Annotated in this window: 11 protein-coding genes; 4 read left to right on the top strand and 7 right to left on the bottom strand. The window is 67.2% G+C overall.

From position 1 onward, the window contains the following. Window positions 1-103: 103 nt before the first annotated feature. The 7 genes from XpruCFBP8353_RS13820 to XpruCFBP8353_RS13790 form a co-directional block, all read right to left on the bottom strand. Window positions 104-1,303 carry a M24 family metallopeptidase gene (locus tag XpruCFBP8353_RS13820; protein WP_101363743.1) on the bottom strand — a complete coding sequence of 400 codons (1,200 nt, stop codon included), beginning with the start codon at window positions 1,301-1,303 and terminating at the stop codon, window positions 104-106. Continuing rightward, entirely contained in the window at window positions 1,300-2,916 is a 1,617-nt protein-coding gene (locus XpruCFBP8353_RS13815; protein WP_101363742.1) for an aldehyde dehydrogenase family protein, read from the bottom strand. Before XpruCFBP8353_RS13815 ends, XpruCFBP8353_RS13820 begins: the two co-directional genes overlap by 4 nt. Before the next feature lie 210 nt (window positions 2,917-3,126). Continuing rightward, window positions 3,127-4,035 carry a dihydrodipicolinate synthase family protein gene (locus XpruCFBP8353_RS13810; RefSeq protein ID WP_101363741.1) on the bottom strand — a complete coding sequence of 303 codons (909 nt, stop codon included), beginning with the start codon at window positions 4,033-4,035 and terminating at the stop codon, window positions 3,127-3,129. Further along, window positions 4,032-5,345 carry an NAD(P)/FAD-dependent oxidoreductase gene (locus XpruCFBP8353_RS13805; protein ID WP_101363740.1) on the bottom strand — a complete coding sequence of 438 codons (1,314 nt, stop codon included), beginning with the start codon at window positions 5,343-5,345 and terminating at the stop codon, window positions 4,032-4,034. The genes XpruCFBP8353_RS13810 and XpruCFBP8353_RS13805 overlap by 4 nt, the downstream gene beginning before the upstream one ends. Next, window positions 5,338-5,583: a 2Fe-2S iron-sulfur cluster-binding protein gene (locus XpruCFBP8353_RS13800; RefSeq protein ID WP_101363739.1), complete on the bottom strand. Its 246-nt coding sequence runs from the start codon at window positions 5,581-5,583 to the stop codon at window positions 5,338-5,340. The genes XpruCFBP8353_RS13805 and XpruCFBP8353_RS13800 overlap by 8 nt, the downstream gene beginning before the upstream one ends. After that, a complete protein-coding gene (locus tag XpruCFBP8353_RS13795; RefSeq protein WP_207759650.1) occupies window positions 5,580-6,740 on the bottom strand; it encodes an NAD(P)/FAD-dependent oxidoreductase in 1,161 nt (386 codons plus the stop codon). Before XpruCFBP8353_RS13795 ends, XpruCFBP8353_RS13800 begins: the two co-directional genes overlap by 4 nt. Window positions 6,741-6,856: 116 nt before the next feature. Then, window positions 6,857-7,795, bottom strand: coding sequence for a proline racemase family protein (locus XpruCFBP8353_RS13790; RefSeq protein ID WP_101363738.1), 939 nt, complete (start codon window positions 7,793-7,795; stop codon window positions 6,857-6,859). A gap of 160 nt (window positions 7,796-7,955) precedes the next feature. Here XpruCFBP8353_RS13790 and XpruCFBP8353_RS13785 point away from each other — a divergent pair, with 160 nt between their 5' ends. The 4 genes from XpruCFBP8353_RS13785 (at window position 7,956) to mutY (ending at window position 11,906) form a co-directional block, all read left to right on the top strand. Next, the gene (locus XpruCFBP8353_RS13785; protein WP_007965956.1) at window positions 7,956-8,672 is read left to right on the top strand and encodes an AraC family transcriptional regulator; all 717 of its coding nucleotides are present in this window, start codon (window positions 7,956-7,958) and stop codon (window positions 8,670-8,672) included. Between the two features lie 205 nt (window positions 8,673-8,877). After that, window positions 8,878-10,506, top strand: coding sequence for a signal recognition particle-docking protein FtsY (gene ftsY / locus XpruCFBP8353_RS13780; RefSeq protein ID WP_101363737.1), 1,629 nt, complete (start codon window positions 8,878-8,880; stop codon window positions 10,504-10,506). After that, on the top strand, window positions 10,507-10,770 hold the full coding sequence (locus XpruCFBP8353_RS23840; RefSeq protein WP_101363736.1) for a hypothetical protein: 264 nt from the start codon (window positions 10,507-10,509) through the stop codon (window positions 10,768-10,770). 62 nt (window positions 10,771-10,832) lie between these two features. Then, window positions 10,833-11,906, top strand: a complete 1,074-nt coding sequence (gene mutY, locus XpruCFBP8353_RS13770) for an A/G-specific adenine glycosylase (RefSeq protein WP_101363735.1) — start codon at window positions 10,833-10,835, stop codon at window positions 11,904-11,906. The last annotated feature ends 10 nt before the right edge of the window (window positions 11,907-11,916 follow it).

Here is an 11,916-nt window from a genome sequence, read left to right as displayed (position 1 = left end):
GATGCAAGGACGGCCGTAGGAGCGCGCTTACGCGCGCGTGGTGTCATCGATAGAACCCACCGCGTGCAAGCACGCTCCTACAACATCACGCCTCCGCGCAGGCTCACGCAAACGGTTGATCGATCGCCACCGACGGCGGTGTGAACCACTGCGCGCCACCGTCGGCCACATAAAAATGGTCTTCCAGGCGCACGCCGAACTGCTCCGGCACCACGATCATCGGCTCGTTGCTGGCACACATGCCCGGCTGCAGCGGCAGCGCGTTGCCACGTACCAGATACGGCGCCTCGTGGATCGCCAGGCCGCACCCATGGCCAGTGCGATGCGGCAGGCCGGGCAGCCGGTAGTCGGGACCGAGCCCTGCGGCTTCCAATACCTTGCGTGCAGCCTGGTCCACCGCCTCGCACGCCACGCCGGGGCGAATTGCCGCAAATGCCGCCGCCTGCGCGGCCTGTTCCAGGTCCCAGATGCGCCGCTGCGCATCGTTGGGGGCGCCATAGATCCAGGTGCGGGTGATGTCGGAGTGGTAGCCCTGCACGGTGCAGCCGGTATCGATCAGCACCAGTTCGCCTTCGCGCAGGTGCTGCACACCGGGAATGCCGTGCGGAAACGCGGTGGCATGGCCGTACTGCACGATGCAGAAGGTCGACCCGTTGTCGGCACCCAGCGCGCGATGCGCTTCATCGATGAAGCGCACCAGTTGATCGGTGCCGATGCCCTCGTGCGCGATGCCGGCGGCCAGCCGCTGCACCAGCAAGGTCATGTCGCAGGCCTGCTGCATCAAGGCCAGCTCGGCCGGCGACTTGCACATGCGGCAGCCGTCGATGATGGAGCCGGCATCGCGAATTGCCTTGCCCAGGTGCGCACGCAGGCCGGTGTGTACGGCGAATGCAATGCCCGGGTCCAGCGCCAAGGCATGCGCATGGCGCTCGTCCATGGCCTGAACCACCAGCGCATACGGGTCGTCGTGTTCTTCCCACAGGTATTTGGCTACTGGGATCTTCAGCACCGCATCCAGCGAGCCTTCTTCGAACGCGGGGCAGATCAACACCGGGTCGCCGTCCAGCATCAGCAGCAACGCCACCAGCCGTTCGCTCGCCCCCCACGGCACGCCGGTGAAGTAGCGCAGCGAGGTGCCGGCGCCGATCAACAGGGCATCCACGCCATGCGTACGCATCAAGCGACGTGCGCGCTCGATGCGGCGCTCGTATTCGTCCGCAGCGATCGGCGCGGCGCGTCGTGACCACGGCGCGAGCTGCGCGCGCGCCTGCTCCAGCGACAGCCCGCCGATCTGGCTGTTCATGCGCCCGCTCCAAGATCGGCGGTGCTCCATTGCCCATCAACCAGACGCTGCACACCGCCCGGATTGCGCTGGCGTAATTCGGCAGGCAACAGCGCATCGGGCACCGCGTCGTAACTGTGCAAGGCGGCAAAACGGCGGATGGCACCGGGCATGCCCACGGCGGTGAACCCCGGATGCCCGGTGCTCGGGAACGGACCGCCATGGTTCTGCGCGGCGCTCACTGCCACGCCAGTTGGCATCTTGCTATTGATCAACCGCCCTACCCGCGCGCGCAGCACCGGGGCGATGGCCTGCCAGGCCGCATCGTCGCTACCGTCGGCGGCGCGGTACAGGGTACCGGTAAGGTTGCCTTCGAAAGCGGCAGCCACCTCTGCCATTTGCGCCACATCGGCTGCGCGCACCAGCAGGCTCACCGGGCCGAAGGCTTCGGCCTGCAGCGCGTGCGGGTTGGCGATAAAGGCCTGCGCATCCACGCTCAACAAGGTTGGTGCATAGCGGTAGCCATCCTCGCCGGTGTGACCGCCGGCCAGCATGCTGGCACCGGCAGCACGCAGGTCCGCCACACCACGTTGCACACCATGTACGCCGGACGCGGAGAACAACACCATTGGCATGGCGGCTTCGAACTGTGCCTTGGTGGCTGCCACGAATGCATCGCCAGCCGCACCGTGCGGCACTACCACCACGCCTGGATTGGTGCAGAACTGGCCGCTACCCAGCGTGCAGGATGCGAAGAATTCCTGTGCGAGCGCGTCGCCGCGTTCGGCCAGCGCACCGGGCAACAGGAACACCGGGTTGACGCTGGACAGCTCGGCATAGAACGGTACGCCCGCGGCATCTGCGGCTGCCTTCAGCGCCAGCCCACCGGCACGGCTGCCGGTAAAGCCAATCGCGCCCAGTCGTGCATCGCCAGCCAGTCGCACTCCGATCGTATTGTCGAAGTGGTACAGCAGCTGTACGGCCGCCGCAGGAAGACCGGCCGCGACCAGCGCCCGATGCGCGAGCTGCGCCATGCGCTGGCTGGTGGCCGGATGCAGCGGATGTGCCTTGGCGATGACCGGGTTGCGTGCCGCAATGGCCGAGGCGAAATCGCTGCCGGCAATCGCATTGAACGCGAACGGAAAATTGTTTGGCCCGAACACCAGCACCGGCTTGCCCAGCGGTGCCAGGTGCGAGCGCAAATCTGCCGCGCTGTCGATGATGGGCTGGGTCCAGCTGTAGCTGCGCACCGCCTGGGCAGCCTGACGCAATTGTCCGCTGGTGCGCGGCAGTTCGTTGCCGCGCAAGCGTGTGGGCGCAGGCAACGCCGTCTCGGCATGCGCCAGTGCAACCAGCGTGTCGGCATCGGCATCCAACGCGTCGGCGTAACCCGCCAGAAAGGCAGCGATGCGCTCGACCGGCGCGGCCGCGAGTTCCGCTGCCACTGCCTGCGCCGCAACGACTGCCGCTTCCACATCGTCCGCACCACTGATGGGAAAATGCGGCCCGATCGGTTCGCCGGTGGCCGGGTTTGCCGCGCGGAAGCTGCCGGTGGCGGCACGGCTGGGTTGCCATTGGCCACCTAGCAGGATCTGCGCTGTAGTCGCGGGACTGGAATGGTTCGTGTCGTTCATTGCGGCACCTTCGGTGACAGGAATGCAGGGCCTGCGTACTGTGCGCCAGCGGCCGACCAAAAAGGTGATGAGGATGCAGCACGCGATGCCACATCCGCAGCGGCCGACGCATCGCACCACGCGCAGGTCGGGCGCGTGGTGCGAATTCGCGCAACCCGCACCCTGCACTCATCCGCAGGCACGGCGTGCGATGGCAGCGTCATTGCGTCCTCAAGACAATTTGGGCGCAGTGGCGATCGCATGGTCGATCACCTTCAACGCGGCATCGCGCTCGGCACCGGCCACCACCAGGCGCGGTGCACGCACCTGCTCGCTGCCCATGCCGACCTTTGCCTGCACCAGTTTGATCAGCTGCACGAAGGTGGGCACGGTATCCAGACGCAGCAGCGGCAGGAACCAGTGGTAAAGCTCCTTGGCCGCCGGGTAACCGCCATCGCGCGCCAGTTCGAACAGGCGCACCGACTCTTTCGGATACGCATTGACCAGGCCAGCGATCCAGCCCTTGGCGCCCATGCTCAGGCCCTCGACGATGGCATCGTCCATGCCGACCAGCAGCGCCAGGCGATCACCCAGCAATTCCTGCAGCGCGGCGAAGCGGCGCACATCGCCGGAAGATTCCTTCACTGCCTGCAGGTTCGGGAATTCGCCAGCCAGCTCGGCGATCTGCGCCGGGCCGAAGTCGGTCTTGTACGCAACCGGGTTGTTGTACAGGATCACCGGCAGATCGGTGGCGGCGATCACTGCGCGCACATGCGCGCCCATCTCGCGCCAGTCGGTGGAATACACGTACGGCGGCAGCACCATCAAGCCACCGCAGCCGATCTCCTTGGCCGCCTTGGCCAGCGCCACTGCTTCGCCAGTGGCGAGGCTGGCGATACCCGGCACCACCGGCACGCGGCCGTTCAGGGCGGTGACCAGCGTGCGCAGGATCGCCAGCTTGTCTTCCACGCTCAAGGTGGCGGCTTCGCCCAACGAGCCCAGCGGCACGATCGCGGTGCAGCCGGCATCCACCAACTGATTGGCGTGCTTGCCGAGAAAGTCGTGATCGATCTCACCGGAGGCGGTGAACGGGGTGGTGATGGCTGGCAACACGCCGTGCCAGAACGCAGCAATGCTCATGGATGATTCCCTTGCGAGTCGGAAGTGAACGAGTCGGCCAGCGCCGCGAGGCGGACCGGGAACAACGGCGGCCGGCGGCCGGCGTCGGTGGAAAGATCGGGCGGGCAACGCCCCAGTTCGGCCAGCGCGCTGCCGCAGATGCGACCCTGGCAGGCGCCCATGCCGCAGCGCGACGCGAGCTTGGCATCGCGTGCATCGTTGAAGCTGTCCAGCGCGCCCAGCGGCACGTCTTCGCAGCGGCAGATCAGCGTGTCCGCTTGCGCCAGCGTGCGGATGCGCGGGTCCAGCGCGAATTGCTGCTGCAGCAGATCGGCAAACGCACGCGCAGCATGGCGCCGTGGCTGCAGGCGCAGCGCCGCGTCAGGCGCGTCGGCGGCCATATGCCCGGCCATCGCACCTTCAATCAATGCGCAATCGCGACCGCCGATGCCGCAGGCTTCGCCGGCGGCAAATATCTGGGTGACACTGGTGCGTAGCAGCGCATCCACCTGCACCTGCTGGTGCGCACCGTATGCCTGCAGCTGGCAACCCAGCAATTGCGCAAGCTCGGTGTTGGGCACCAGGCCATAGCCCACCGCCAATTGATCGCAGGCAATCCGCATGCGGCCGGTGGGACCGTCGAGTTCGACTTCGCGCAGCTGCGTGTCGCCATGCGCGGCAACCACAACGCTGCCGGCGCGATACGCCACTGCACGCAGCTGCAGGCGCAGCGCCGCGGCCTGCGCGGCCTTACCAGGCCAGCGCCACAATTGCAGCGCGAACTTGCGCAACGCCGCTGCCGAGGTTTGTTCGTGGATGCCGAGCACCCGTGCGCCATGCCGTTGCAATGTCGCCGCACTGGCCAACAGCAAAGGGCCACTGCCGGCCACCAGCACACGCTTGCCGCTGAGCGGCCACCCCTGCTTCGCAAGCGCCTGCGCCGCGCCGGCACCGGTGACGCCAGGCAAGGTCCATCCTGGAAACGGCAGCAGCAATTCGCGCGCACCGGTGGCCAGCACCAACGCGGCGTAATGCAGTTGCAGCGTGCCGTCCGGACCATCCGCCAGTAGCCAGCCCGGTTGCGCCAGCAGAATTTGCGTGCGCATCAACACCGTGATCGCTGCGTTGCCCGCCACCTGCTGCAACAGCGCGCGCGCATCGGCTGGCGCACCGTGTTGCACGTCGCTGCGCCATACCTGACCGCCGGCACGCGGCTGCATGTCCACGATGCCCACGCGTACACCTTGGCTGGCCGCCGCCTGCGCCGCTGCCAGCCCGGCCGGGCCGGCGCCGATCACCAGGACATCGAAATGCAGCACGCGCTCAACCATCGGTACGCACCTGCATGCCTTCGCGCGCGTCCACCAGGCACGCGCGTTGCTGACCGACACCATCGATGCGCACGCGGCATTCGAAGCACACGCCCATGCCGCATAACGGCGCGCGCGCTTGTCCACTACTCGATTGCCGAAACTGCAGCGTGGTCAGCGCCACGGCCGCCGCCACGCTGGCACCGGCCGGCACTTCGACCAACTGCGCATCCACGTGCAGACGCACCGTCGCGCTCATGCGGGCGCACCTTGCATGGCACGCGCCGGTGCATACGGCGCCGGGTCGATGGCCGGGGTGCGCCCGAGCAGGCCATCCACGATCACCCGCGCGCTCCCCAGCGCGGTGGTGACCCCTAGCCCCTCGTGACCGGCAGCCACCCACACATCCTGCCGTCCGGGCACCGCCCCTAAATACGGGCGCCCGTCTGGCGTGGCGGGGCGCAAACCGGTCCATACGCGAATCGCCTGCAACTCGCGCAGCACCGGCAGGTACGCGAACGCGCGTTGCAACATCTGCTGCAGCACCGGCATCGACAAGGTGCGATCGTGCTCGCCGAACTGGCGCGACGAGCCGATCAGAATCTGCCCGGTGGGCCGTGGCTGCACATTGAAGGCCACGCTGGTGTCGTCGGCACCATGCGCCGAATCCGCATAGCCCAGTTCCAGCAACTGATGCCGGATCAATCCAGGATGTCGGTCGGTGATCACCAGGTGCCCTTTGCGCGGGCGCACGGCCAGCTCAGGCAGCAACTGCGGCAAGGCCACACCGCTGGCAACCAACACCGGCCCCGAGAGCACCTGCCCATCGTCCAGACGCACCGCATGCTCCTGCAGCTGCGCCACGCGACGGCCGGCAAACAGCCGCGCGCCAGACTTGCCGGCCAGGCTCACCAAATGCCGCGCTACCCGCGGTGGGTACACCACCGCTTCATCGGGCACGCGCATGCCACCAGCCAGGCCTGGTACCAGCTGTGGTTCCAGCGCGTACAGTTGCGCCGCATCGATCGCTTCGGCATGCAGGCCGGCGGTTGCCAAGCGCGCGATCTTGGCCGGCACCGCCGCCAGTTCGCGCGCATCGCGGGCCACCCACAGCGTGCCGCAGCGACTGAATTCCGCTTCGCTCAGCGTGGCGAAGCGCTCCCACAGACGCAGCGAATACGCCGACAACGCGAGCTCGGCCGGGTCGTCGTCCATCGCCACCAAGTGCCCCATCGCCGCTGCGGTGGAGCCACCGCCGATCGGCCCCGGCTCGACGATTGCCACGCGCAGGCCCTCGCCCGCCGCGGCTTCGGCGCAGGCTGCGCCCACGATGCCGGCGCCGATCACGATCAGGTCGTAACTGCGTCGCGTGGACGCGGCAGACGTTGCGAAGCCGGATTCGGCGTCGGCACCCAAGCCAGGCACCGATGCCGAATCAGGCAGCGCCGTAGACGTTTTTGCAATTGCAGCCGCCACCGCATCGGCCGACGGCATGGCCGACGCAACCACCGGCGCGGGCCGCACTGCTTCCATCAGGGCACGATGCCCCAGGCGAACGGGTCGGACGGGTCGATCACCAGTTGCGAGCGTGCCGTGATGTACGCCTGCCCGCTGATGCGCGGGGCAATGCCGCGCCCGCTCAGGCGATAACTGCCTTCGAAGGCGCTGCCCAGGATGCCTTGCTGCACCCAGCGCTCGCCTTCGCCCAGCTTGCCGTCGGCCGCCAGACACGCCAGCTTGGCGCTGGTACCGGTGCCGCACGGCGAGCGGTCGTAGGCCAAACCCGGGCACAGCACGAAATTGCGGGCCACGCCACTGCCGTCCGGTGCGCTGCCGTTGATTTCGATATGGTCGATCTCGCCACCGGCCTCGCCAGTGAGACCGGCCGCTTCCAGGGCCAGCCGGATGGCTTCGGTATAGGCGGTCAGCTCGCGCTGATGCGCAAGATCCAGCGCACACGGCGCTTGCTCGGTAATGAAGAACCAATTGCCGCCCCAGGCCACGTCGCCACGCACCTGGCCATGCCCCGGCACCTCGACCTCCACGCCGCTGGCAACGCGATAGCTCTCGACATTGTCCACCGACACCGTGCCGTCCTCGGCCAGCGCCACCCCGACCGTACCCACCGGCGTCTCGATCCGGTGCTGGCCCGGCGTGATGCGCCCCAGCTCGGCCAGGGTGCGTACCACCCCGATGGTGCCGTGCCCGCACATGCCCAGATAGCCCACGTTATTGAAGAAGATCACCCCGGTGCAGGCGCTCGGGTCGCGCGGCGGCAGCAAGAGGGCGCCCACCATGGTGTCCGACCCACGCGGTTCGCAGGCGATGGCGCTGCGCCAATGGTCGAACCCGCTGCGGAAGCGCTCACGGCATTGCGCCAGGTCGCCATCGCCCAGGTCGGGGAAGCCGGAAAGGACCACGCGGGTAGGCTCGCCGGCTGTATGGGAGTCGATGACGTCGATGGTGTGCATGCCCCATGCTCCCACTGCCAGCCTGCGGACGACTAGCGTCCAATGCGAATTGGAAATGCGGAAATCTGCACAATGGCCAACCCGAATCACAGCCGCGCGTTTGCGCTAGGATCATCGCTGGGTTGCACATTCGTGCAGCCGTCTAATCGTGACCGCTACCATGACCCTGATGGACCTCAACCTGCCCGCCCTGGAAATGCAGACGCTGTTCGACGCACTGCCGGATGTGGTGTTCTTCATCAAGGACAGTGAGGGCCGCTACACCCACTGCAACCTGACCCTGGTGCGCCGGCTGGGGCGCAAGCTGCGCAGCGAGATCATCGGCCGTTCGCCGCTGGAAGTGTTCCCCTTGCCGCTGGGCGGAAGCTACATGATGCAGGACCGCCGCGTGCTATGCGGCGAGCTCATCGATAACCAGCTCGAAGTGCACCTGTATCCCAATCGCCTGCCGGGCTGGTGCCTGACCTTCAAACGCCCGCTATGCGAGGCCAATGAGGTGATCGGCGTGGTCGGCATCTCGCGCGATTTGGGCCAGCCCGACAGCCGTCACTCCGCTTACGAACGCTTGAGCCAGGTGATGGAACACATGCAGGCCAACTTCGGCGACAACCTGCGCGTGCAAAGCCTTGCCGACCTGGCCGGACTATCGGTGGCGCAGCTGGAACGCCACTTCCGCCGCGTATTTCAGGTCACCCCGCAGCAACTGTTGACCAAGTTGCGCATCGAATCCGCGATGCGGCTGTTGTACGGCGACGACAGCATCGCCAGTATCGGTCAGCGCTGCGGCTTTGCTGACCAGAGCGCCTTTGCGCGTCAGTTCAAGGCCACGGTCGGCATGACGCCACGCGATTACCGTGCGCTGAAAGGTCAGTTATAGGCGCAGAAGTCCGCATTGACACATCGCTGGAAAAAATGCCGAATTCGGCAGGATTCGCCTGGCGCTGGCGACCGCAGCTGAGTCGCTACGCAAGTGGCGCTGCGGTCCATGCGATGCACTCACACAACGTACTGCGCTGAAGGGCGCGTCAAGGCGTCAGAAGGCCCGGATGATAGAATTTCCGGTTTCCCCTACCGCGTTGCCAATGGCCAGCTTTTTTCGCCGCAACAAGCCAACCACGCCCGACAGCTCGCGTACCTCGCGCTACAGCCTGGAAGAACTGGCAGCCGCATTCCCTACCGCGCCGTCTGCCGCCCCCCCGGCATCGCCGGTCGAGGCGATGCCCAATGCCGAACCAGGCATAGACACAGCCGCAGCGCCGGTTGTCGCTCCAGCCACTCCCGCTGCGGCGCGTACCGACCCTGCAGCACCTGCATCGGGCGCTGCGCCGCCACCTGCCGCAACGCCTGCCGACCAGCTTGCGCAGGAGATCGCTGCACGCACAGGCCAAGCGCAGAGCATTGCTGCCGTTCCGAGCACACCTGCAGCCCCGGCGGCGCCTGCGCCGACCGCATTGCAGGCCCTACCCGACCCGATTGCCGCCAGCGCGCCAAGCGCGCAGGTCACTGTGGTGGTGCCGCCGGTGGTGGGACAGCCACAGACCACACCGACGCCGCCTGACGCGGCGCCTGCCGTGGTTGCACCGCCGGTCACCACGCCCGTGGCCGTCGTTCCGCCGTCCGCAACGCCTGCACCCGCCGCTGCTGTACCTGCTACCGCAGCTCCAATTGCTGCAACTCCGGCAAGTGCCGCACCGACGGTCACCGCGCCGGCGATTGTCAGCGCACCACTGCCGACCACCCAGGACAGCGACAGCATCGTCGGCCAGCGCGACGCGCTGCCTGCCGCACCGGCCGGCAAACCGGGCTGGCGCGAGCGGCTGCGCAACAGCACCTTCGCCCGCAGCTTCGGCGGCCTGTTCTCGCGCAACCCCAAGCTCGACGACGACCTGCTGGATGAAATCGAAACCGCGCTGATCACCGCCGACGTCGGCATCGGCGCCACCACCGCGTTGATCGAAGGCCTGCGCAAACGCATGAAATCGCGCGAATTCGTCGATGCACAGGCGATGTTCAAGGCCCTGCGCAGCGATCTCATCGCGCTGCTGCAGCCGGTCTCCAAGCCGCTGGTCATCGACCGTTCGCTCAAGCCGTTCGTGGTCCTCACCGTCGGCGTCAACGGCGTCGGCAAGACCACCACCATCGGCAAGCTGGCCAAGCGTTTCAAGGATGAGGGCAATAGCCTGATGCTGGCCGCCGGCGACACCTTCCGCGCCGCCGCCGTGGCGCAGTTGCAGGCCTGGGGCGATCGCAATGGCGTGGCGGTGATCGCGCAAGGGCAGAACGCCGATGCCGCCTCGGTGGCGTTCGACGCGTTGCAGGCCGCCAAGGCACGCGGCACCGACGTGTTGATCGCCGACACCGCCGGCCGCCTGCACACCCAGACCGGGCTGATGAACGAGCTGGGCAAGATCCGCCGCGTGCTCGGCAAGATCGACCCCGCCGCACCGCATGAAGTATTGATGGTGATCGATGGCACCACCGGCCAGAACGCCATTTCGCAGCTGCGCCAGTTCCATGCTGCGGTGGGCGTCACCGGCCTGGTCGTGACCAAACTCGATGGCACCGCCAAGGGCGGCGTGGTGTTCGCACTGGCCCGCGAGTTCAATATTCCGATCCGGTTTGCCGGCATCGGCGAACGCCCGGAAGATCTGCGCGTGTTCGACCCGGTCGCCTTCGTCGACGCCTTGCTGCCGGAAGCCTTGGGCAGCTGAGTGGCTGACGCCTGCCCGCACCTGCAGTCCCTGTCCGCAAGCGCGCTGCAGGCCGGCTGCACGGTGCAGCAGGTATCGCACGGCTGGTCGCATGCCAACCGCGTGCTGGAGTTCGCGCGCCCCATGCCCGCCTCGTTACGTGCAACGCAGTGCAGCGATGCGGCGGTGTCTTGGTACCACGCACCTCGGGCACCGCATTGGACTGGCGACGAAGGCTTTTTCTGTCAGCAGTGCCTGGTCGGCATGGCGTTTCCACTGCGCTGAGCTCGCCACCGCAACATCGCGCTTGTGCCCGGCACCGCCCTCCTTTATCGCCAGCAGACCTCATGCCCGCAGATCTCGCCGCTTCATCCGCTGACGCCTTTGTCGCCCCGCTGCTGCACTGGTTCGACGGCCACGGCCGTCACGACCTGCCCTGGCAGCATCCGCGCGCGCCGTATCGCGTCTGGCTGTCGGAAATCATGCTGCAGCAGACCCAGGTTGCAGTGGTCATTCCGTACTTCAACAAGTTCGTGGCGCGCTTCCCTGCGTTGGCCGATCTGGCTGCGGCCGACAACGACACCGTGATGGCGCATTGGGCCGGGCTGGGCTACTACGCCCGCGCACGCAATCTGCATGCCGCTGCCAAACAATGCCTCGCCCTGCATGGTGGCGAATTGCCGCACGACTTCGATGCATTGCTCGCGCTGCCGGGCATCGGCCGCAGCACCGCCGGTGCGATCCTGAGCCAGGCGTGGAACGACCGTTTCCCCATCATGGATGGCAACGTCAAACGCGTCATGACGCGTTTACATGGCATTGCCGGCTATCCCGGCCTGCCGGCCATCGAAAAGCAGCTGTGGCAGCTGGCGACAACCCATGTCGCGCATGTGCCCGACGGCCGCCTGGCCGACTACACCCAGGCGCAGATGGATTTCGGCGCCACCCTGTGCACCCGCGCCAAACCGGCGTGCGTGCTGTGCCCGCTGCAGGATGCCTGCGTCGCCCGCCGCGAGGGCCTGGTGGATGCGCTGCCGACGCCCAAACCGGGCAAGGTCCTGCCCGAGCGCGAAGCGACCGCCCTGCTGCTGGAAAACGCCCAAGGCGAGATCCTGCTGCAGCGCCGCCCACCCACCGGCATCTGGGCCTCGCTGTGGACGCTGCCGCAGGCCGACACCGACAGCGGCATGCGCGCCTGGTTCGACAGATCCATCGATGGCAGCTACGAACGCGCCGATGCGATGCCGCCGATCGTGCACACCTTCAGCCACTATCGCCTGCATCTGCAGCCGTTGCGCCTACGCAAGGTCGCACTGCGTGCGTCGGTGCGCGACAATGACGATCTGCGTTGGGTCGCCCGCGCCGATCTCGGAGCGCTGGGCCTGCCGGCGCCGATCCGCAAGTTGCTCGACACGCTCTAAGCACGCCTCA

Source organism: Xanthomonas prunicola (assembly GCF_002846205.1).
Classification (GTDB): Bacteria; Pseudomonadota; Gammaproteobacteria; order Xanthomonadales; family Xanthomonadaceae; genus Xanthomonas; species Xanthomonas prunicola.
The sequence above is the reverse complement of the archived record's forward strand: the minus strand, read 5'-3'. Positions and strand labels throughout refer to the sequence as shown.